This is a genomic window from Paenibacillus sp. FSL H7-0442, assembly GCF_038593105.1.
GTDB classification, from domain to species: domain Bacteria; phylum Bacillota; class Bacilli; order Paenibacillales; family Paenibacillaceae; genus Paenibacillus; species Paenibacillus polymyxa_D.
This window is the reverse complement of record NZ_CP151963.1, coordinates 874532-896450: the sequence shown is the minus strand read 5'-3', so window position 1 is coordinate 896450 and position 21919 is coordinate 874532. Positions and strand designations below refer to the sequence as shown.

Here is a 21919-nt window from a genome sequence, read left to right as displayed (position 1 = left end):
TTAGCCCTCCAGTTCGTAGCGGTAGTCTTCAATGACCGTGTTGGCCAACAGCTTTTCACACATCTCGATGACGCGCTTTTCAGCACTCTCGCGGTCTGTTGTATCCAGATTCAGTTCCATATACTTGCCAATTCTGACGCTGTCCACTTCTCCGAAACCCATAGAATGCAGTGCGCCTTGCACCGCAACCCCCTGCGGGTCCAAAACGCTTTGCTTAATCGTGACATAGACTGTTGCTTTCATCATGTTCCTTCAGTTCCTCCTCCGAATGAGTGAATCCTATTGGTTTAATTATGATTACTATTTACTGTGCCGTCAGACGCCGCCAAATATCCGTATATCTTGCAGTTGTTTCTTTTACGACCTCAGCTGGCAACGGATCGGGCTTGCTGTTCTTGTCCCAACCGGATGATGCCAAATAACTTCGTACCGGCTCCTTGTCCATGCTGTCAATTTCCACATCCAGCTCATACTTTTCCTGTGCCCAGAATCGGGATGAGTCCGGAGTGAAAATTTCGTCAATCAAAATAACCTTCCCGTTAACAAGACCAAACTCAAACTTGCAATCGGCTAAAATAATCCCCCGCTTTTCGCAGAAAGCACGTGCAAATTCGTACAACGCCAAACTCTTTTCCTCAAGCTCACCTGTTAGTTCAACCCCGACCAGTTCTTTCATTTGGTGAAGGGAAATGTCCTCGTCGTGTCCAACATCATTTTTTGCAGCCGGTGTAAATAAAGGCTTGGGAAAGCGTTCATTTTTACGTAGCCCCTCTGGCAATGGAATGCCATTCACCTCACCGTTTTGTTCATACTGACGCCAGCCGCCTCCGGTAATATATCCTCGCACCACACACTCAATGTCGATGCGTTCAGCCTTCAGCGTGACCATGATCCGGTCCTTCAGCAACGCTTTATTCTGTTCGTCGATCACATGCCCGAGCTTGTTCACATCAGTGTGCACGACATGGTTTTCCAACAAGTCTTTCGTCTGCTCAAACCAGAAAGCGCTGAGCTTATTCAGCACATTTCCCTTTTCGGGCACGGGTGGCTCTAACACATAATCAAAAGCCGAAATTCGGTCTGTCACGACAATCAGAAAATGTTCTCCGAGATCATACAGTTCACGCACCTTGCCTTTGTACAAGAGCGGCGCATGGATCAGACCTTCGGCAGTAGACAATGACATTTCATTACACCTCTTTCATAGAAGTTGCCCCTCCTAAATCAACCTTTGCCCCTCCTAAATCCTCCCCTCAGGGAGAACCCCCAGGGCTGCTGCCCTCGGGACTCCCGCAAGGGTTGGCGTAGTGAGCAGGGGATAGCGGGTTACTGGAGCTGGGGTGGTGTGAGCGCGTTCCGCTGGATTAAGGCTTGTTGACACAAGCTGTCATCCAGCAACGCTTTTACGTCGGTACAAAATAGCGTTTTTACGCGTATGCCGCCGCAATACCATTCGGCCCGTGGCCGTAGCACGGCATGCCGTGCAGCGAGCATTCTGGCTTCGCCTGTTGTGCGCATGTGTTACGCTGCGCACGGATACGGTGGCTCAAGGCTTCACTTCTTGAGCCTACGCGTTCTCGGGAGGGCAGCGGGCTGTTTGCTGCGCAAATTCGGCAGCCCTCCCGAGAACGTTGCTCAGCGATAGCAAAAGCAGTGGAACACGCTTTTCCATCGCTCTTGGGGTGGTGCGGCATCTTATGTGCCGCACCTTCCCAAGTTCTGCTCCCATACGAAGGTTGGTACTGGAAGCAGCGGAGCGGACGGAATCGTTCTGGAGAAGCGTTAGCGCTTGCCTTTGCCTCTGGATTTCAACCTTTGCAGGTTTTCCAATTCAGGAATCCAGGGGCAACAGCAATCGGAAGAATGATCCGTTCGCAGAGCGGCCTCACCACGCAGCAACCTTCCCTCCTACTCCCCTAATCCCAGCTTTTTGAAGATCGTATCCACGTTCTTCAGATGCCAGGCTGGGTTAAAAGCATCCTCGATTTCGTCTGCGCTGAGCACGGCAGTAATTTCCGGGGTGGCCTCGACGATATCGCGGAACTGGCGTTGCTCTTCCCACGCCTGCATAGCACGCGGCTGCACGGTATCGTAGGCTTTTTCACGACTAAAACCTTTATCGATCAGCTTCGTCATAATACGACCGGAGAACGGTACGCCGTACGTACGCGCCATATTGCGCTTCATATTTTCAGGGAAGACCGTCAGATTTTTCACGATATTGCCAAAGCGGTTCAGCATGTAGTTCAACAGCATCGTGGCATCCGGCAGAATAATGCGTTCTACGGAAGAATGCGAAATGTCGCGTTCATGCCATAGGGTTACGTTCTCATACGCCGATACCATATGCCCGCGAATCACACGTGCCAGACCGGAGATGTTTTCACTTCCGATCGGATTGCGTTTATGCGGCATCGCGGAAGATCCTTTTTGACCCTTGGCAAAGGCTTCCTCCACCTCACGGAATTCACTCTTTTGCAGAGCACGGACTTCTGTAGCAAATTTGTCCAACGATGTGGCGATCAACGCTAACGTTGCCATGTATTCGGCATGACGGTCGCGCTGTAGCGTCTGTGTAGAAATCGGTGCAGGCTTGGTACCCAGCTTGCGGCATACAAATTCTTCTACAGACGGGTCAATGTTGGCGTATGTCCCAACTGCACCGGACATTTTACCGTATTGTACTTGGTCAGCGGCAAAACGAAAGCGTTCCAGATTGCGCTTCATTTCCTCGTACCACAATCCCATCTTCAGTCCGAATGTGGTCGGCTCGGCATGCACTCCATGTGTACGTCCCATCATTGGTGTATGCTTGTAAGCCAATGCCTTTTCCTTCAAAATTTCAATAAAATTCAAGATATCGCGTTCCAGGATTTCATTCGCCTGCTTTAACAGGTAGCCCAGTGCCGTATCAACTACGTCTGTAGAGGTTAGACCGTAATGTACCCATTTGCGCTCATCTCCAAGACTTTCAGACACCGTGCGAGTAAAAGCAATAACATCATGTCTTGTCTCCTGCTCAATTTCATATATCCGTTCAATATCAAAACTTGCATTCTTACGTAGAGCCACAGTATCCTCTTTTGGAATAACCCCTAATTCCGCCCAAGCTTCACAGGCACACAGCTCTACTTCCAGCCACGCTTTAAATTTATTTTCTTCCGTCCAAATCGCTCTCATTTCCGGTCTGCTATAGCGTTCGATCATGACTATTTATCCCCCCAAATATTGGTTTGTTCAATCCATTCCAGCGCTTGTTCCGCATCCTGGCACAGTAGATTAATATGTCCCATCTTTCGGCCTGGCTTGGCTTCACTTTTTCCATACAAATGCAGCTTGGGTACAACATCCAACCTTTCAGCTTCAACATCCGATTGCACAAACCGCCGAACCACATCCTCCAAATGCTCACCTAGCACATTGACCATCACGACGGAAGTCAGCAGCTTCGTGCTGCCCAAGGGTAAACCGCAAATCGCACGTATGTGCTGCTCGAATTGCGACGTGGCGCATGCCTCCATCGTGTAATGACCGGAGTTATGCGGTCGTGGTGCCAACTCATTAACGTACAATTGTCCGTCTTCGGTGACAAACATCTCCACAGCGAGCAGTCCCACCGCACCCAGCGACTCTGCCACAGCCAGCGCTAACTTTCGCGCTTCCTCCTGAACAGGTTCTGGCACGCGCGCAGGTACAATCGACGTGTGCAAAATGTTGTTCACGTGAATGTTTTCCGCAGGTGGAAAGGCTTTAGCTTCACCGTTCGTGCTGCGAGCTACAATCACCGAGATTTCGCAGCGAAAACGAATGAACTGTTCCAATACCAGTTCCGCACCGTCTCCTGCCAATTGTTCGTAGGCAGCTAAGGCCTCCTCCGGTTGGCGAATGACCACTTGTCCCTTGCCATCATAACCACCGACTGCTGTCTTGAGCACACACGGTACACCCAGTTCAGCTACCGCTTGGGCCATATCCGCAGGACTACTAATTTCACGATACGGAGCGACAGGGACACCAGCAGCTTCAATAGAACGCTTTTCACGAAGACGATGCTGTGTTGTGTACAAAAGACTGCTGCCTTGCGGCACGCTGGATTCCTGTTCCAAAAGTGCAGCCACATCTGCGTCCACATTTTCAAACTCATACGTGATCACATCGCACCGACCAGCCAACTCTCTGGCCGCAAGCTCATCATCATAGGCAGCACGGATTTGTTCTGACACCTGTCCACACGGGCTATCAGGTGCAGGGTCCAGCGTCACAAAACGATATCCTAGGTTTGTCCCTGCTAGCACAAGCATTCTGCCCAGCTGTCCGCCTCCTAGAAGTCCAATCGTTGTACCTGGAGGACGGATGCGACCTGCAGATTCACATGCCTCATTCATAGTGAGTCACTGCCTTCCAGCACCTCATCACGGATACGGTCGCGTCTTGCCACAACCCGCTGACTTATCTTTTCGTCAAAAGCGCCTAATATTTGTGCGGCCAGCAGCCCTGCATTCGTAGCGCCTGCCTTACCGATTGCCACAGTGGCAACCGGAATACCACCCGGCATCTGCACAATGGAGAGCAAGGAGTCTAGACCATTCAGAGCCTTCGACTGGACAGGCACACCAATGACTGGCAAGGATGTCTTCGCAGCCACCATCCCTGGCAAATGCGCTGCCCCACCCGCTCCAGCAATAATGACCTTTAATCCACGCCCGGCGGCCTCTTCTGCAAAACGAAACATTAAATCCGGTGTACGATGGGCTGAAACTACCTTTTTCTCATATCCGATTTCAAGCTCGTCCAGCACAGCACATGCATGCTGCATGGTGTCCCAGTCTGATGTGCTGCCCATAATGACAGCGACCTGCACTGACATGTCCTTCACTCCCTGTTTATCAATAAGCGCCAAAAATCCGGCACTCGAAAATAACGTTATTTTCAAGACACCGGACTACGAAAAAACAAACGACAGAGCCTCTTAAAGGCATGCCAAAAGCAAGCCTCTTCCACCGCATCCGATGCGGCTTCAGCCGTATGTCTCCCGTAGTCCGGAAATTTAAGGTTTCCAGGTAGAAACTTCCGGGCCATATCCCCGGCATTATACGAGTTAGCATTGTGCCTATTCCATCCCAATCGATATTCTTTACAAGTATGATCGTGGTTTGTTTCGGCTCAAACATGTGTACCTTATTAAATTGTACCTAAAGTTCATTTTTTATCGACAATACACTTCCTAGTTTAACAATTCCCTACACCTTATGTCAACTTGAAAACGAACATTACAATAATCATGCAATAGAATGTTCGTGTTTAACAAAATCAACACCCTTATATACCCACAGGTCAGGACTATTGTATTACGTTTAGCTATCTATTACCTATCCTGATAACAGCGAGCGTACCGCATTCCACTGACAAAAATAAAAGTCGGCACTCCCTATACAGGCAGTAAACCGACTTTCACTTTTTTATTCAGTTATTTTACGACCAGCACAGGAATGCGCGCATGCTGCACCACATTGTGACTCACACTACCTAATACAAATTCACGAATACCGCCCAAGCCACGGCTGCCGATCACAATCGCATCGAAGCCATTCTCATTGGCATAATCCAAAATGACTTCGGCTGGAGAACCTTGAATCAGTTCCACCTTGGCATCTACACCCTGCTCAGCAAGTCGTTTTTTAACTTCATCCGTAGTTTGTTCGGCCAAATCGTAATATTCTTTATTTATTGAAGCCGGAATTGGAGCCAAACCTTCGCCCATAAAGATCCGAGGAAAATCGAATGCCGTTACCACCTCAAGCTTCGAGGAGGGTGATGCCTTGACCAATTCAGCCGCCTTTAACAAAGCCTTGTTGGATGCATCCGAACCGTCATAAGCAAGCAATACTTTTGAAAATATCATAATATGCACCTCTTCCTAATTCAGTTTATTGATTCAAAGCCTGAAATATGTATTCCTATGGTTGTTCATTCCATGACATCACTGGATGGCTGGAATAGTCTTCTCACTCATCATTAAACTCCCCTATGAGAAGCTAAACTCCTCGCCTTACCTTAAAAAATAACTATACAACAATGCGTTCATGAATAGCAACGCAGGAATACCTAATCTGAAACTCATATGCCGTGTTTTATGGCGTTTACGGTACATGGCTATTAGCACGCCTAAGGCTCCCCCGATCAGGGCCAGGAAAAACAGCGTCCGTTCAGGTACACGATCACGATGTTTACGTGCTCTCTTTTTATCTTCCGACATTACCAGATAGCCTACTGCATTGATAAACAGCAGCCATACCAACAAGCCTGTCTGCAATGTCTCTCCTCCTTTTGCACACCGTACCAAGTTCAGGTATTAGGCCTTATATAGCGTTCTCCCCCTCATTATAACCCCACCCCTTTTACAGAAACAACGCCTCCCCTGACTTGGATAGCGCTTTTGCGGAAATAGTAAGGTGGCATAAGGGCGATCCCCGAGTGCATCTATTTCGTCTTAAAGGAGGAACTGCCATGGAAAGCACCCATGAATACGTTGAAAAGCTGCGAGAAAATGCAAAAAAGGCAGAACGCAACCGCAAACGAGGAAAAGGAACTCCCAGCGCCAGCTTGCCGACAAAACAGCATAGCAAAAACCCCTGATCATGGGATCTGTATTCAGCTTAGAACCATGTTATTAACGTAAAATATCAACTTCACCTTGTCCTTCTCATTGAATGACGTTAAAGGTAAACTCAGTTGTTCACCCTTCAACAAAAACAACAAGCGGACCTCTTACGGATTTCTGCTTGTTGTTTTGTTTTTGCAAATATTTTTTATTCAAGCCGTGGTCTTTACCTTAAACAACCGACTGTTCATCTTACTACATACACCTACCACACGTAATAAAGCGATTACATTTATAATAAATAAGTTCTAAAGTCATATTTTCTAACATAACTGTTGACTAAAAACAATTTTACACCCTATAATTCGTGATATTAACGTAATTCGACAAAATATTTGTCAGTTAATCTATCATTAATATTAGGTTTAAGATTGGAGAGGAGCTTTATATGACTAACATGAAAAAAATGACGATGATTCCCCTGTTGGCTAGCTTTATTCTCGGAAGTACCTTATGGAGTGGTGGATTTACCGCCAACGCTGCGACAGCAGCTACAACCAGTACAACTGCCCCTACTTCTACTACTACAACGTCGGACAAATCCGGAAATCCTCAAACCAATCATTTACCCAATATTAAAATACTTGCCACAGGAGGGACCATTGCAGGATCATCTGCCGTCAACACGGATACAACCGGCTACAAAGCAGGCGCGTTGGGTGTGGAAACCTTGATCAATGCCGTTCCTGAGATGAAAAGTATTGCAAATGTCAGTGGTGAGCAAGTTGTTAATGTAGGTAGCCCCGACGTTAATAATGAGATCCTCTTAAAACTTGCCAAACGCACCAATGAACTGCTTGCCAAAGACGATGTAGATGGCATTGTCATTACACATGGTACAGATACATTAGAAGAAACAGCTTATTTCCTCAATCTTGTTATCAAAAGCGATAAGCCTGTGGTTGTCGTTGGCTCTATGCGTCCAGCTACTGCGATCAGTGCCGATGGTCCCTTCAACCTCTATAATGCAGTGAAAGTCGCCGGGGCTTCGGCCTCTAAAGGTCAGGGTGTACTCGTCCTGTTGAACGACCGTATCGGTGCAGCAAGATACATTACCAAAACAAACACAACAGCAGTCGATACGTTCAAGTCTGTAGAGCAGGGATACCTTGGAGCTGTTGTGGGTGATCAAGTGTACTACTACAACAAATCCACACACAAGCATACGACTTCTTCTGTATTCGACATCTCTAACCTGACTCAACTGCCACAAGTAGATATTTTATACGAATATCAAAACAATGGTCGCTATCTGTATGATGCAGCCGTAGCAGCTGGTGCCAAGGGGATTGTCGTAGCTGGTTCCGGTAATGGTTCCTTGTCCAAGACCTCCTCAGAAGGCGCAGAGGCCGCAGGTAAAAAAGGAGTAATCATTGCCCGCTCCAGCCGCGTGGGAAGTGGAGTGGTATCCCCGTCAACAAAAGACGCGGCATCGAACTTTGTATCAACCGATTCACTCAATCCGCAAAAAGCACGGATTTTGCTCATGCTTGCTTTGACCCAAACACACGATGTTAACCAAATTCAATCCTTCTTTAATGAATACTAAGAACATTTATCCCAAATCAAATAAATACAACATCCTTATTATGAAAAAGAAGCAGCGATTACGGTTGATCACCGTAACTGCTGCTTTTTTTTGCAAGACAAGTCTAGCATTAATAACTACTTCATCTAATATCCAATCGTCTTGGTTCTATACAGTAATCCATCGTCCCTCCCACGCAGCATCAAGACTGCTGTTTGGGAATCCCATTCAAGCTTGGAGGATATTTCGCTTGCTTCTCTGGATGAGCAGCAATTTCCTCCTCCAGTATGCTTGATTTATTTTGCTGATTATTGATTTTAAGCGGTTTATGTTTGGGCATAAATACTCACCTCCTCGGATTACCATGCCAAGGAGTGATCGTTTTTATACCGACATGCACCTACTGATTATGTTGACTGCAGCGCTTATGGTCATCTGTCATTTGCCCTGCTTTTGTTCCATCGCAGCTTTTAGCAAATCACCCAAACTGGAGCCAAAAGATTCCTGCTTTTCAAATTGTCTTACTAGCTTTTGCTGTTCCCGTTTGTTTACCCGTTGCTTGTCCTTATCCAACGTCTCGGTAATGCCGCAGGGCAGGCATCTTACATACAATCCTGCTTTGCCCTCTTTCATTTCCATTTTCTTATGACACTGCGGGCAACGTCGATTGGACAAACGTTTTTCCCCTGAACGACGGTAACCGCAATCCGCACTTGGACATACAAGGAACTTGCCTTTCTTACCCTTCTTCTCCAATAGCTTTGTACCACAATCTGGACAATGACTATTCGTCACATTATGAGGCTTGTACTCCGCACTGCTATTTTTCACAGTGGAAACCAGTTCTTTCGCCATAGCACGAATAGAATTCAAAAACGGTTCCGGTTGTCCTTGACCACGAGCAATCCGTTCCAGCTCCGCTTCCCAACGTGCCGTCAGCTCAGGCGTTCGAAGCTGTGGAGCTGCCAGTTCAATCAGTTGCTTACCTTTCCCGGTTGGATGCATCACGTTCCCCTGACGCTCAATCGTATCCGAGCTGACAAGCTTTTCAATCAGATCGGCACGAGTAGCAGGAGTACCCAGTCCATGCTTTTCCATCTGAGCGAGCAGGGCTGCTTCCGTATACCGCTTCGGCGGCATCGTTCGCCCAGCTCGTACAAGACAACGCTGTAACCGGACGGAATCTCCTTTTTGCAGCTCAGGTAAAATAACGCCCCGTCCATTGTTTTCCCGATCCTCTGCTTCTTCATCATCCATATCATAATGGTTCGCGTCATATACAGCACGCCATCCGCTATCTTTTACCGTTGTGCCTTTTACGTGAAACGTCTCCTGCTCCACCGTAACTGATACGGCTACAGCATCATAACGTGCAGGTGGATAGAATAGACTGATAAACCGTCGTGCAATCAGATCATACAGCTTACGTTCTTCCGGGCTTAACTGATTAAGTAATAATGTCTGCTCAGTAGGAATAATCGCATGATGATCCGTAACTTTACTGTCATCCACAATTCGCTTTGTGATCGGCAGGTTGTTACGCAATAGCGGGCGTGCCAAGGAAGCATACGGACCTACTGCTACACTACTGAGCCTTTCCTTAAGGGTATCCACCATATCGGATGTCAGATAACGGCTGTCCGTACGTGGATAGGTCACCAGCTTATGCTGCTCATACAGACGCTGAAGCAGATTGGACGTCTGTTTGGCCGAAAAGCCGTAACGTTGGTTAGCATCTCTTTGCAGCTCCGTTAAATCATACGCCAGCGGGTGAGGCTCGTTCTTTTCACTCTTTTTAACACTGGCAACTGTGCCTTTGGCCCCCTCAAGCCTACGGCGCAAAGTCTCTGCTTGAGTACGGTCAAACATGCGTGAATCCCCGTTTTCTGCCCGCCAAGTTGCCTGAAAATCGCCGAAGTCCGCCGTCAAAGTATCATATTCCTGAGAACGGAATTCGGTAATTTCTTTCTCACGCTCCATAATCATCCCCAGCGTTGGTGTTTGGACTCTTCCCGCCGAAAGTTGGGCGTTATAACGACAAGTCAACGCGCGAGTTACATTGAGACCAATCATCCAGTCTGCTTCAGCTCTACAGCGAGCCGATTCATATAAACGATCAAACTGCTGACCAGGCAATAGCTTTGCGAAACCTGCTTTAATCGCCTTGTCCGTCTGCGAAGAGATCCATAAGCGCCGGAAGGGCTTTTTCCAGTTTGCCATTTGGATGATCCAGCGTGCCAACAATTCTCCTTCGCGAGCAGCATCTGTTGCCACGATAAGCTCTCCAATGTCCTGCCGCTTCATGAGTTGCTGCACAGCTTTGAACTGATGATTACTTTCGCGCAGCACCTTTAACTTTGAACTCTTCGGAAGAATAGGCAGGTCCTCCAAATTCCAGGTCGCATACTTAGAATCGTAATCCTCCGGCTCTGCTAAGCCGACCAAATGTCCCAGTGCCCACGTCACCACGTACTGGGGTCCTTCTATATAACTTTTATGCTTCTCGCGGCTACCCATCACACGTGCAATCTCTCTGGCCACGGACGGTTTTTCTGCCAATACCAATACCTTCATGTTACGCTCCTTTCTCTCATAGTGTTAATTATACCATCCTGCCATCTTACGATAAATTCTAATACCAACGGCTCTTATTAACATGATCGTACATACTATTGCTATTACTTCTACATGGGTTAAGATAACTTACAAATCAGGCACACTCCATTTTAATAGCAGACCCGCATAGGTGAGGCCTCCGCCAAATCCATATAACAACACATGTTGTCCATACCGTAAACGTCCATCATCCAAACCACACTGCAAAGCCAACGGGATGGATGCCGCCGATGTATTACCATACAATTCTACGCTTGTCAGCGTTTTTTCCAAAGGTACTGTACTTCTTTCACATATGGACTCGATCATTCTCAAATTAGCGCTATGAGGTACAAACCAGTCAAGATCCTCCTTCTTCATATTTGCCTTATCCAATAATCGTTCGATTCCAGTTGGAACAGAGCGAACAGCCCATTTATAAACCTCACGTCCATTCTGCGCAATAAATCCATGGTCTTGCAGCTTCTCTCCATTTAAATGATCAGATAGTCCCACACGGTAAAGATGTGCTCCCCCATGCCCATAAGTACCTATATCTGAAGTTAAAAATGATCCTTCATCCTCGTCATATTCAACAAGCGCAACCCCTGCACCATCTCCAAAAAGTATACACGTCGTCCGATCCGTATAATCTGTAATTTTGGACAACGTTTCGGCTCCCACTACCAGCACCTTACGATGCAGACCACCCGTAATAAGGCCATTTGCCAAATGAAGTCCATAGGAAAAACCTGCACATGCTGCACTAATATCCATTGACCCTGTATTCGGAATATCAAAATGAGCCTGAATACGTGAAGCCGTGCTCGGAAAGTAGTAATCAGGTGTACTCGTCGCTACAATGATCATCTCAACATCGTTTATATTTACGTCATACAGGTTAATCATACGTGTAATAGCTTGTATGCATAAATCAGATACATATTGATCTTCAGCCGCAATGCGTCTTTCATGCATACCCGTTCTCTGTACAATCCACTCGTTACTGGTATCCACAAGCTTCTCCAAGTCAGCGTTCGTCAAAATCCGTTCAGGTACATAAGTGCCAAAGGCCGTAAGCTTAGCTTTTGAATTCAACAATCTGATCACTCTCCTTTGTAATCCTTATTCACATTATAACACCAGATACTAATACCTGGTACTAAATTATTTTAAAACCGTCTTCTTATTACTAGTTAATATCCACTTATCCAGTTAAACTTATAACAAGCTCAATTTAAATAAAATCCCACTGCCTTTTAACGCAAAAAAAGACCATGATCTTATGAAGATCATAGTCTCTTTTGCTTGTTGCTTGGCGACGTCCTACTCTCCCAGGACCCTGCGGTCCAAGTACCATCGGCGCTGGAGGGCTTAACGGTCGTGTTCGGGATGGGTACGTGTGGAACCCCTCCGCTATCGCCACCAAACATGAATTTGCTACGCAAATTCTTCCGTACGGTTATTCGGTTCACCACTTATCGTGTGAATGAATAGCCATGCGCTTGTCGTATGTCACTTGTACATACCTTCAAGGTTACACCCTGAAAACTGGATCCGAAACTCATTTGCGTTTTATCTTTAGGATAAGCCCTCGACCGATTAGTATTGGTCAGCTCCATGCATTACTGCACTTCCACCCCCAACCTATCTACCTCGTCGTCTTCAAGGGGTCTTACATACTGGGAAATCTCATCTTGAGGGGGGCTTCACGCTTAGATGCTTTCAGCGCTTATCCCTTCCGTACATAGCTACCCAGCGGTGCTCCTGGCGGAACAACTGGTACACCAGCGGTACGTCCATCCCGGTCCTCTCGTACTAAGGACAGCTCCTCTCAAATTTCCTACGCCCACGACAGATAGGGACCGAACTGTCTCACGACGTTCTGAACCCAGCTCGCGTACCGCTTTAATGGGCGAACAGCCCAACCCTTGGGACCTACTTCAGCCCCAGGATGCGATGAGCCGACATCGAGGTGCCAAACCTCCCCGTCGATGTGGACTCTTGGGGGAGATAAGCCTGTTATCCCCAGGGTAGCTTTTATCCGTTGAGCGATGGCCCTTCCATGCGGTACCACCGGATCACTAAGCCCGACTTTCGTCCCTGCTCGACTTGTAGGTCTCGCAGTCAAGCTCCCTTCTGCCTTTGCACTCTTCGAATGATTTCCAACCATTCTGAGGGAACCTTGGGGCGCCTCCGTTACTCTTTAGGAGGCGACCGCCCCAGTCAAACTGCCCACCTGACACTGTCCTCGCACCGGTTTACGGTACCAAGTTAGAACCTAGATACGATCAGGGTGGTATCCCAAGGATGCCTCCCTTCAAGCTGGCGCTCAAAGTTCGACGGCTCCCACCTATCCTGTACAGATCGTACCCAAATTCAATATCAAGCTGCAGTAAAGCTCCATGGGGTCTTTCCGTCTTGTCGCGGGTAACCTGCATCTTCACAGGTATTAAAATTTCACCGGATCTCTCGTTGAGACAGCGCCCAAGTCGTTACGCCATTCGTGCGGGTCAGAATTTACCTGACAAGGAATTTCGCTACCTTAGGACCGTTATAGTTACGGCCGCCGTTTACTGGGGCTTCGGTTCATAGCTTCGCTCTTGCGAGCTTACCACTCCCCTTAACCTTCCAGCACCGGGCAGGCGTCAGCCCGTATACTTCGCCTTGCGGCTTCGCACAGACCTGTGTTTTTGCTAAACAGTCGCTTGGGCCTTTTCACTGCGGCCCCCTCGGGCTATTCACCCTACCGAGGCACCCCTTCTCCCGAAGTTACGGGGTCATTTTGCCGAGTTCCTTAACGAGAGTTCTTCCGCGCGCCTTAGAATTCTCTTCTCGCCTACCTGTGTCGGTTTGCGGTACGGGCACCTTCTCCTGGCTAGAGGCTTTTCTTGGCAGTCTGAGATCATGACCTTCGCTACTACAATTTTCGCTCCCCATCACAGCCCAGCCTTAACGATGTGCGGATTTGCCTACACATCAGCCTCACTGCTTAGACGGACATCCATCCGTCCGCGTCACTACCCTACTGCGTCACCCCATCGCTCATAGCGGATTACGGTGGTACAGGAATTTCGACCTGTTGTCCTTCGACTACGCCTATCGGCCTCGCCTTAGGTCCCGACTTACCCTGAGCGGACGAACCTTCCTCAGGAACCCTTAGGCTTTCGGCGGATCTGATTCTCACAGATCTTTTCGTTACTCATACCGGCATTCTCACTTGAATGCAGTCCAGCGCTCCTTACGGTACACCTTCAACCCGCATTCAACGCTCCCCTACCCCTGATGCAATGCATCAAGCCATAGCTTCGGTGGTGTGTTTAGCCCCGTTACATTTTCGGCGCAGAGTCACTCGACCAGTGAGCTATTACGCACTCTTTCAATGGTGGCTGCTTCTAAGCCAACATCCTGGTTGTCTGTGCAACTCCACATCCTTTCCCACTTAACACACACTTGGGGACCTTAGCTGATGGTCTGGGCTGTTTCCCTTTCGACAATGGATCTTAGCACTCACTGTCTGACTCCCGGAACTAAATCTATGGCATTCGGAGTTTGACTGAGCTTGGTAACCCTTGCGGGCCCCGCACCCAATCAGTGCTCTACCTCCACGATTCTTCTTTCCGAGGCTAGCCCTAAAGCTATTTCGGGGAGAACCAGCTATCTCCGGGTTCGATTGGAATTTCTCCGCTACCCCCACCTCATCCCCGCATTTTTCAACATGCGTGGGTTCGGGCCTCCAGTGCGTGTTACCGCACCTTCACCCTGGACAGGGGTAGATCACCCGGTTTCGGGTCTACGTCCACGTACTCAATTCGCCCTATTCAGACTCGCTTTCGCTGCGGCTTCAGCTCTTCACCTTAACCTTGCACGGGAACGTAACTCGCCGGTTCATTCTACAAAAGGCACGCCATCACCCATAGATCGGGCTCTGACTTCTTGTAAGCACACGGTTTCAGGATCTATTTCACTCCCCTTCCGGGGTGCTTTTCACCTTTCCCTCACGGTACTGCTTCACTATCGGTCGCCAGGGAGTATTTAGCCTTGGCAGATGGTCCTGCCGGATTCATACGGGGTTTCACGTGCCCCGCACTACTCGGGATCCGTCTCGGAGAGAACAAGTTTTGAACTACAGGGCTTTTACCTTCTCTGGCGGGCCTTTCCAGACCTCTTCATCTAACCGGTTCCTTTGTAACTCCATGTGAGACGTCCCACAACCCCAAGGAGCAAGCTCCTTGGTTTGGGCTAATCCGCGTTCGCTCGCCGCTACTGACGGAATCACTATTGTTTTCTCTTCCTCAGGGTACTTAGATGTTTCAGTTCCCCTGGTCTGCCTCTATTCTGCCTATGTATTCAGCAGAAAGTGACTGTCGATGAAGACAGCCGGGTTTCCCCATTCGGACATCCCCGGATCAAAGCTTGCTTACAGCTCCCCGAGGCTTTATCGTTGTTCGCCACGTCCTTCGTCGGCTCCTGGCGCCTAGGCATCCTCCGTGTGCTCTTTGTAGCTTAACCTAGTATTTACATCGTAAATACGATTTGCTTTGAATTTCGGTTCAACACTTACGTGTGAATGAAATTCAAGGCAGCTACCTTTATTTCACTTGTTTACACAAGATCAGCTTAAAGGAATATTCTAAAACGCAATTTCGTTTCGGTATCCAGTTTTCAAGGTGCAAAGCTGTAAACAACCAGCTTTTTTTGAGAGTTTGAGCTCTCAAAACTGAGCAACGAGTGAGTAAGTTCAGGATATTCATTTCATTCACACGAATGTGATGAACCGAATTGAATATCCGGTCGCAGGTACATGTACCTGCTAATTTGAATGTTTCCATCGCAGGAAACGATTCTCCATAGAAAGGAGGTGATCCAGCCGCACCTTCCGATACGGCTACCTTGTTACGACTTCACCCCAATCATCTACCCCACCTTCGGCGGCTGGCTCCCTTGCGGGTTACCCCACCGACTTCGGGTGTTGTAAACTCTCGTGGTGTGACGGGCGGTGTGTACAAGACCCGGGAACGTATTCACCGCGGCATGCTGATCCGCGATTACTAGCAATTCCGACTTCATGTAGGCGAGTTGCAGCCTACAATCCGAACTGAGACCGGCTTTTCTAGGATTGGCTCCACCTCGCGATTTCGCTTCCCGTTGTACCGGCCATTGTAGTACGTGTGTAGCCCAGGTCATAAGGGGCATGATGATTTGACGTCATCCCCACCTTCCTCCGGTTTGTCACCGGCAGTCTGCTTAGAGTGCCCAGCTTGACCTGCTGGCAACTAAGCATAAGGGTTGCGCTCGTTGCGGGACTTAACCCAACATCTCACGACACGAGCTGACGACAACCATGCACCACCTGTCTCCTCTGTCCCGAAGGAAAGGTCTATCTCTAGACCGGTCAGAGGGATGTCAAGACCTGGTAAGGTTCTTCGCGTTGCTTCGAATTAAACCACATACTCCACTGCTTGTGCGGGTCCCCGTCAATTCCTTTGAGTTTCAGTCTTGCGACCGTACTCCCCAGGCGGAATGCTTAATGTGTTAACTTCGGCACCAAGGGTATCGAAACCCCTAACACCTAGCATTCATCGTTTACGGCGTGGACTACCAGGGTATCTAATCCTGTTTGCTCCCCACGCTTTCGCGCCTCAGCGTCAGTTACAGCCCAGAGAGTCGCCTTCGCCACTGGTGTTCCTCCACATCTCTACGCATTTCACCGCTACACGTGGAATTCCACTCTCCTCTTCTGCACTCAAGCTCCCCAGTTTCCAGTGCGACCCGAAGTTGAGCCTCGGGATTAAACACCAGACTTAAAGAGCCGCCTGCGCGCGCTTTACGCCCAATAATTCCGGACAACGCTTGCCCCCTACGTATTACCGCGGCTGCTGGCACGTAGTTAGCCGGGGCTTTCTTCTCAGGTACCGTCACTCTTGTAGCAGTTACTCTACAAGACGTTCTTCCCTGGCAACAGAGCTTTACGATCCGAAAACCTTCATCACTCACGCGGCGTTGCTCCGTCAGGCTTTCGCCCATTGCGGAAGATTCCCTACTGCTGCCTCCCGTAGGAGTCTGGGCCGTGTCTCAGTCCCAGTGTGGCCGATCACCCTCTCAGGTCGGCTACGCATCGTCGCCTTGGTAGGCCTTTACCCCACCAACTAGCTAATGCGCCGCAGGCCCATCCACAAGTGACAGATTGCTCCGTCTTTCCTCCCTCTCCCATGCAGGAAAAGGATGTATCGGGTATTAGCTACCGTTTCCGGTAGTTATCCCTGTCTTGTGGGCAGGTTGCCTACGTGTTACTCACCCGTCCGCCGCTAGGTTATTTAGAAGCAAGCTTCTAAATAACCCCGCTCGACTTGCATGTATTAGGCACGCCGCCAGCGTTCGTCCTGAGCCAGGATCAAACTCTCCATTAAAGACCAACCGAAGCTGGTTTATAGAAAGAGCGATAAGCTCATTTTGAAACTGACGAGATAAAAAATATCTCTTGTTTGATTTTGCGAACAAAATCGTTTTACTCACTCGTTGTTCAGTTTTCAAAGATCAAACATTCATTTTGTTAATTCAGCACGTCGCTTCATCAACTCTTATATCATATCATGTCCGAACCAACTTAGCAAGCATTTTTTTAAAACGTTTTTTGTAACACTCGCTCGCAATATTGTATTTCTTGGCCGGAATTAGAATATACCATATACACATCCCGTTTGCAAGCATTTATTATGTGAAATTCATAATACTTTATATATTATTCATTTTCCTTCTATATAATAGCTCCGTTGTATCTATCTGCGTCTAACTACAAACAAAGAACCTCTTCCCTTAAGCAACAGGAAGAGGTTCTTTGTTCTATATCTACTGATTATTCTGAGCCCATAAAGGCAAAGCGGATTACTACAATAATAGCAAGCACCCACATGAGCCAGTGAATTTTAACTTTATTGCTGGTAAATAGATTACTGAATACAGCCAGTACAACGTAAGACAGGATACCAGCAGAAATACCATTCGCGATTCCACCTGTGAAAGGCATCAGCACGATAGTCAAAAATGCAGGAAACGCCAACAGAAAGTTATCCCAGTCGATGTTGCGAACCTGACTCATCATTAGGACCCCAACAATAATCAGAGCTGGAGCAGTAGCGGCAGAAGGCACAACCAGAGCCAACGGTGCAATAAACAGGGCCAACAAGAACAGAACACCTGTCGTTACAGCAGTCAGTCCGGTACGTCCGCCTTCTTCTACCCCTGCGGAGCTTTCTACGAATGCTGTAATCGTACTTGTACCCAATACAGCACCGGTACTTACGCCAACAGCATCCACCAGCATCGCTTTACCGATAATTTTCTCGCCTTTTTTCTTATCTTTCATTATACCCGCGCGAGTAGCCGTACCTACCAAGGTACCGAACGTATCAAACAACTCTACAAATGTGAAAATGAAAATGATATCAAACAGACCAATATGCAAAGCTGCTTTCAAGTCTAACTGGCCTACAGCCAAATTACTGAAATCAGGAATCCAGTTGCCTGTTGTCAAGCTACTCAGATTCGTTACTCCCATCGGAATACCGATTAATGTAGTAGCTACGATCCCAATCAGCAATGCACCTTTAACCCGAACGACCATCAGTACTGCGATAATAAGCAATCCGATTAGGGCCAGCAGTGCATCCTTTTGATGTACCAGACTTCCCAAAATTAAATTAAAAGCATGACCCGGAACCGGTTGACCAACATCTGTCCCTGGAACGATACTCACCATAACCAGATTACAAAGCTTGAAGCCGACAATCGTAATAAACAAGCCGATACCCACTGTAATAGCTGTCTTTAAATTTTCCGGAACCGCAACAAGCAGCATCTGTCTTACTCGTGTCACGGTTAAAATCAGAAAGACGATACCGGATATAAATACAGCGCCAAGTGCCGCTTGCCAAGTAATCATGCCATTAGAACTCAGGACTACAGTCATAAAATAAGCATTCAAGCCCATACCCGGCGCCATGCCGATCGGCACATTAACGAATAACCCCATCAGGATGGTAACCAAACCTGCACCTACGGCCGTCGCAAAAAAGACAGCTTCACTGGGCATACCTGCTCCAGTCGGACCTAAAAAGGTATTGTTGACCACCAAAATATAAGCCATGGTCATAAAAGTAGTAATCCCCGCTATAATTTCTGTGCGGACGTTCGTGCCATGTTCCTTTAATTTAAAGAAACGCTCCATGAGTCGTAATTCCTCCTACGCAAAGCATACTCGTATTGTTGTCGTTCGTTTGAAGTAATATTCGCATTCAATGCGCTATATTATTACATTCGTTATTTTAGGCTCTCACCTACTGCTTGTCAACAGAAAAAGCGAATGTTACAAATTAAACATATATGTATTGTTCGGAAAATATAAAACCCGCAAGCTATTATGCAGCTAACGGGTTATCATTTAAGGGAATCAGATGTTTTTGTACTTATCAAATGCATTCGCTGTGTCTGGGATATTCTCCAGATAAACGATCTTACCTTCCGCATCCAGCCGGGCCTTGTCCACTCCAGTAAGTGTATAAACTTCGCCTGTTGCTTTTTTACCACACACTGCCCATTTGGTTTGATAGGTATCAGGTTCTCTGGGTACAGGTTTCCAACCTTCATACATATGCTTGATTTCGAGCGATCCCTCAAAGAACATATTCAAGAAGCTTTTCCAACTGTTCATACCTTGTTTTCGATCACCATTCAATACAAACTCAATCTTCTCAGAAAAAAGGCTAATTAATCGCTCTCTACTCTTCTCGTCATCTTTTGCTAAATCATAGTAGTGAAAATAATCTTCTAAAATCTTCATCGTGCGCAATTCCATTCGTGCTGTATATGTGTATTCATCCTTATGAGAAGGTTATTGCAATTTTTCCAACAGCATGGTGGGTTTCGCTTAAAGCGTGTGCATCATATAAGCCTTTTTGCGAAAAAGGAAACGTCGCTCCCACTACCGATCTTACTTTCTTTTGCTCCAACAGGTCGGCAATTTCCTGCAGTTGCTGTCCGTTGGGCTCCAGCCATATATTTTTGACCGTTACGTTGTACTCCTTTACCAGCTCTTCGTCAAAATTGCTCACAATGGATATGATCCGTCCAGTGCCCCTTTTCATTACCTTAAAGCTATTCTTCTGAACATCCCCGCCCATCGTATCGAACACCACGTCCACATCAGATAAAACTTCCTCAAAACGAGTTGTGTGATAGTCAATGATTTGGTCGGCTCCCAATGAAGCAAGCAATTCATGATTACGCTCACTGGCTGTAGTAATGACATAGGCTCCGGCTTGTTTGGCAAACTGGATAGCAAACATGCCTACGCCACCTGCACCTGCGTGGATTAATACTTTTTCCCCTTTGGTCAGTTGACCATGTGTAAAAAGCGCCTGCCAAGCAGTCAACCCCGCCAAAGGTACAGAAGCGGCTTCCTCCCAAGAAATTGAGGCAGGTTTACGCGCCAACAGGTGATCATCCACCAAGGTATACTCGGCATAAGTACCGAACCGTGTGGTGTCCGGGCGTGCAAACACTTCATCTCCCACTTTCCAATCGGTGACCTCGCTGCCTACTTCCGAAATAGTGCCGGCTACATCCCAGCCTAAAATAATCGGGAACTCCCAATCCATCATTTGTTTTAAGTAACCTTCACGCAACTTCCAGTCAATTGGGTTGATGGAGGTAGCCGCCACTTTGACTACAACCTGATGAGCCAGTGGTGTAGGAGTAGGCACTTCTCTTTCTTTCAATTCATCCTTGCTTCCATACTGATCTATAACGATGGCTTTCATATTCATTTCCTCCTCACATTTATATATTCTTCACATTGTTAGACATACGCTGTAGTACATCTGTCAAAGCCACAATTTCCTCATCTGTAAACTTACATAGCAGCTTTTCCTGGAAGGCTTGTCTTTGCTCTGACAAAACTTGCAGCTCTTGAACCCCTAATTCGGTCAAACGTATATAGGTCACACGCTTATCCTGCTCTTTTTTACTACGTAAAATCAGACCTTCCTCTTCCAGCCTTCGTAGATGTCGAGTCACTGCTGCACCATCCAGAACGAGCAGATGTTGGAGCTCTAGCTGGCTTAGTTCCTGACGATGGTCAATATGATACAAAATTTCAACCTTGGTAAAACTGGTTTTTAACTGTGCTTCAAAAGCGTTATTCATTTCTTTACACAAAAGATGCATGCGATAAAACAACTGACTTTTTTCAGAGCAATGTTCGATGACAAACCATCCTCCTAATACTTGACCTATCAATTGATACATCAAGTATTATACACCCTCACTAAAAATAAACAAGTCCTGAGACAAGTCTATATAGACAAATCCTACAATTCAAGAATACTCAAGCTAAACAAATAGCCTGAGCATTCTTGAATTGTAGTTAAGGTCATTCGATGAAACGATGAAATAGTCCATACATTACAGTGTATTCATAAATCCGATAATACGAGCCGCCATCCGCTCGTGGCCTGCCTGATTCGGGTGCAGGCCGTCAGGGATACCATTTCCCCCTGTAAAGTACATCTGTTTATGCACAGGCAACAGTGGTTGAATTCCAGCGATATTCCACAGATCGCAGCACGGGAAAGAATACAGTGAGGCCACTTCTCTCACGGCCTGTGCATACGCGCTATAGACTTGACCTGTGATAGCATTAGGCAGATGCTCAGGAACGGTATCACTTGATCCGTGAGGCGGGGTCAAAAAGACGATCAGCTTGTCCGGGTAACGGTTAATTAATCCTTCGGCAATATGCTTGAGCGCACCATAAAACGTACGCGTTTCTGTCGATGGCGTATCCAAGCTACCGAACGATATTTCTCCCATCGAAAAATCGTTTCTTCCCCCCATAAAAAAGATCACGTCCGCATGAGGGTTCATTTTCTCATAACGCTCACACATCGGTTCAAAGCCACCGCTGGCTACACTGCTGCCGGATATGCCATGATTCTCAAAAGTTTGGAATCCTAATACATCACTCACGAGGTGGGGGTATGGCTTTTCTCCATCACGTAATTCATATCCAAACGTAATACTATCGCCCAGGAATACGGCATGGCTACCTTGGTACTTGCCCTGATTATTTGTCAATC

At 47.4% G+C, this 21919-nt stretch carries 18 protein-coding genes, 3 rRNA genes and 1 riboswitch; of the genes, 2 read left to right on the top strand and 19 right to left on the bottom strand.

The features are described 5' to 3' along the window. The 8 genes from purS to MHH57_RS03950 form a co-directional block, all read right to left on the bottom strand. Complete coding sequence (purS, locus tag MHH57_RS03985; protein ID WP_007428837.1) at window positions 1-246, bottom strand: phosphoribosylformylglycinamidine synthase subunit PurS; 246 nt, start codon at window positions 244-246, stop codon at window positions 1-3. Between the two features lie 58 nt (window positions 247-304). Beyond that, window positions 305-1186, bottom strand: coding sequence for a phosphoribosylaminoimidazolesuccinocarboxamide synthase (locus MHH57_RS03980; RefSeq protein ID WP_039272357.1), 882 nt, complete (start codon window positions 1184-1186; stop codon window positions 305-307). A 140-nt stretch (window positions 1187-1326) separates the two neighbouring features. Further along, window positions 1327-1518, bottom strand: coding sequence for a hypothetical protein (locus MHH57_RS03975; protein WP_342434847.1), 192 nt, complete (start codon window positions 1516-1518; stop codon window positions 1327-1329). A gap of 390 nt (window positions 1519-1908) precedes the next feature. Further along, window positions 1909-3207, bottom strand: a complete 1299-nt coding sequence (gene purB, locus MHH57_RS03970) for an adenylosuccinate lyase (protein WP_340884366.1) — start codon at window positions 3205-3207, stop codon at window positions 1909-1911. Window positions 3208-3209: 2 nt separating this feature from the next. Then, window positions 3210-4385 (bottom strand): 5-(carboxyamino)imidazole ribonucleotide synthase, encoded by a 1176-nt coding sequence (gene purK, locus MHH57_RS03965; RefSeq protein WP_165150836.1) that lies wholly within the window; start codon window positions 4383-4385, stop codon window positions 3210-3212. Beyond that, entirely contained in the window at window positions 4382-4867 is a 486-nt protein-coding gene (gene purE, locus MHH57_RS03960) for a 5-(carboxyamino)imidazole ribonucleotide mutase (RefSeq protein WP_014279837.1), read from the bottom strand. Before purE ends, purK begins: the two co-directional genes overlap by 4 nt. A 148-nt stretch (window positions 4868-5015) precedes the next feature. Beyond that, window positions 5016-5117, bottom strand: a riboswitch (purine riboswitch). 350 nt (window positions 5118-5467) lie between these two features. Next, window positions 5468-5902 carry a universal stress protein gene (locus tag MHH57_RS03955; RefSeq protein ID WP_061832065.1) on the bottom strand — a complete coding sequence of 145 codons (435 nt, stop codon included), beginning with the start codon at window positions 5900-5902 and terminating at the stop codon, window positions 5468-5470. A 147-nt stretch (window positions 5903-6049) separates the two neighbouring features. After that, complete coding sequence (locus MHH57_RS03950; RefSeq protein WP_342434846.1) at window positions 6050-6313, bottom strand: DUF1294 domain-containing protein; 264 nt, start codon at window positions 6311-6313, stop codon at window positions 6050-6052. Window positions 6314-6507: 194 nt separating this feature from the next. On the opposite strand from MHH57_RS03950, the gene MHH57_RS03945 reads away from it, so the two are divergent. Together MHH57_RS03945 and MHH57_RS03940 are read left to right on the top strand one after the other, a co-directional pair. After that, entirely contained in the window at window positions 6508-6636 is a 129-nt protein-coding gene (locus MHH57_RS03945) for a DUF4023 family protein (RefSeq protein WP_013308788.1), read from the top strand. A gap of 413 nt (window positions 6637-7049) precedes the next feature. Then, window positions 7050-8210 (top strand): type II asparaginase, encoded by a 1161-nt coding sequence (locus MHH57_RS03940; protein WP_342434845.1) that lies wholly within the window; start codon window positions 7050-7052, stop codon window positions 8208-8210. 181 nt (window positions 8211-8391) lie between these two features. On the opposite strand, the gene MHH57_RS03935 is transcribed toward MHH57_RS03940, so the two are convergent. The 11 genes from MHH57_RS03935 to MHH57_RS03885 all read right to left on the bottom strand — a co-directional run bounded on the left by MHH57_RS03935 (window position 8392) and on the right by MHH57_RS03885 (window position 21917). After that, on the bottom strand, window positions 8392-8529 hold the full coding sequence (locus MHH57_RS03935; RefSeq protein ID WP_016819760.1) for a hypothetical protein: 138 nt from the start codon (window positions 8527-8529) through the stop codon (window positions 8392-8394). A gap of 98 nt (window positions 8530-8627) precedes the next feature. Next, complete coding sequence (locus MHH57_RS03930) at window positions 8628-10763, bottom strand: DNA topoisomerase III (RefSeq protein WP_340954258.1); 2136 nt, start codon at window positions 10761-10763, stop codon at window positions 8628-8630. 129 nt (window positions 10764-10892) lie between these two features. Continuing rightward, window positions 10893-11885, bottom strand: a complete 993-nt coding sequence (locus tag MHH57_RS03925) for a ketoacyl-ACP synthase III (RefSeq protein WP_342434844.1) — start codon at window positions 11883-11885, stop codon at window positions 10893-10895. 212 nt (window positions 11886-12097) lie between these two features. Beyond that, a 5S ribosomal RNA gene (gene rrf / locus MHH57_RS03920) occupies window positions 12098-12214 on the bottom strand. A gap of 152 nt (window positions 12215-12366) precedes the next feature. Then, a 23S ribosomal RNA gene (locus tag MHH57_RS03915) occupies window positions 12367-15296 on the bottom strand. Window positions 15297-15638: 342 nt separating this feature from the next. Next, a 16S ribosomal RNA gene (locus tag MHH57_RS03910) occupies window positions 15639-17194 on the bottom strand. Together the 16S, 23S and 5S rRNA genes form the textbook arrangement of a ribosomal RNA operon. 446 nt (window positions 17195-17640) lie before the next feature. Further along, entirely contained in the window at window positions 17641-19011 is a 1371-nt protein-coding gene (locus MHH57_RS03905) for an NCS2 family permease (RefSeq protein WP_165150799.1), read from the bottom strand. A 222-nt stretch (window positions 19012-19233) separates the two neighbouring features. Next, window positions 19234-19623 (bottom strand): nuclear transport factor 2 family protein, encoded by a 390-nt coding sequence (locus MHH57_RS03900; RefSeq protein WP_220027006.1) that lies wholly within the window; start codon window positions 19621-19623, stop codon window positions 19234-19236. Window positions 19624-19663: 40 nt separating this feature from the next. Further along, window positions 19664-20602, bottom strand: a complete 939-nt coding sequence (locus MHH57_RS03895; protein WP_341038746.1) for an NADP-dependent oxidoreductase — start codon at window positions 20600-20602, stop codon at window positions 19664-19666. A gap of 19 nt (window positions 20603-20621) precedes the next feature. Then, the gene (locus MHH57_RS03890; protein WP_341038743.1) at window positions 20622-21092 is read right to left on the bottom strand and encodes a MarR family transcriptional regulator; all 471 of its coding nucleotides are present in this window, start codon (window positions 21090-21092) and stop codon (window positions 20622-20624) included. A 153-nt stretch (window positions 21093-21245) separates the two neighbouring features. Beyond that, window positions 21246-21917 carry an SGNH/GDSL hydrolase family protein gene (locus MHH57_RS03885; protein ID WP_342434843.1) on the bottom strand — a complete coding sequence of 224 codons (672 nt, stop codon included), beginning with the start codon at window positions 21915-21917 and terminating at the stop codon, window positions 21246-21248. Window positions 21918-21919: the final 2 nt, after the last annotated feature.

What these genes read in the sequence shown, in the direction of transcription:
- MHH57_RS03935 (WP_016819760.1), bottom strand. Translation starts at nt 8,529, where the DNA reads ATGCCCAAACATAAACCGCTTAAAATCAATAATCAGCAAAATAAATCA.
- MHH57_RS03930 (WP_340954258.1), bottom strand. Translation starts at nt 10,763, where the DNA reads ATGAAGGTATTGGTATTGGCAGAAAAACCGTCCGTGGCCAGAGAGATT.
- purK (WP_165150836.1), bottom strand. Translation starts at nt 4,385, where the DNA reads ATGAATGAGGCATGTGAATCTGCAGGTCGCATCCGTCCTCCAGGTACA.
- MHH57_RS03955 (WP_061832065.1), bottom strand. Translation starts at nt 5,902, where the DNA reads ATGATATTTTCAAAAGTATTGCTTGCTTATGACGGTTCGGATGCATCC.
- MHH57_RS03905 (WP_165150799.1), bottom strand. Translation starts at nt 19,011, where the DNA reads ATGGAGCGTTTCTTTAAATTAAAGGAACATGGCACGAACGTCCGCACA.
- purE (WP_014279837.1), bottom strand. Translation starts at nt 4,867, where the DNA reads ATGTCAGTGCAGGTCGCTGTCATTATGGGCAGCACATCAGACTGGGAC.
- MHH57_RS03945 (WP_013308788.1), top strand. Translation starts at nt 6,508, where the DNA reads ATGGAAAGCACCCATGAATACGTTGAAAAGCTGCGAGAAAATGCAAAA.
- MHH57_RS03895 (WP_341038746.1), bottom strand. Translation starts at nt 20,602, where the DNA reads ATGAAAGCCATCGTTATAGATCAGTATGGAAGCAAGGATGAATTGAAA.
- purS (WP_007428837.1), bottom strand. Translation starts at nt 246, where the DNA reads ATGATGAAAGCAACAGTCTATGTCACGATTAAGCAAAGCGTTTTGGAC.
- MHH57_RS03900 (WP_220027006.1), bottom strand. Translation starts at nt 19,623, where the DNA reads ATGAAGATTTTAGAAGATTATTTTCACTACTATGATTTAGCAAAAGAT.
- MHH57_RS03940 (WP_342434845.1), top strand. Translation starts at nt 7,050, where the DNA reads ATGACTAACATGAAAAAAATGACGATGATTCCCCTGTTGGCTAGCTTT.
- purB (WP_340884366.1), bottom strand. Translation starts at nt 3,207, where the DNA reads ATGATCGAACGCTATAGCAGACCGGAAATGAGAGCGATTTGGACGGAA.
- MHH57_RS03975 (WP_342434847.1), bottom strand. Translation starts at nt 1,518, where the DNA reads ATGCGCACAACAGGCGAAGCCAGAATGCTCGCTGCACGGCATGCCGTG.
- MHH57_RS03980 (WP_039272357.1), bottom strand. Translation starts at nt 1,186, where the DNA reads ATGTCATTGTCTACTGCCGAAGGTCTGATCCATGCGCCGCTCTTGTAC.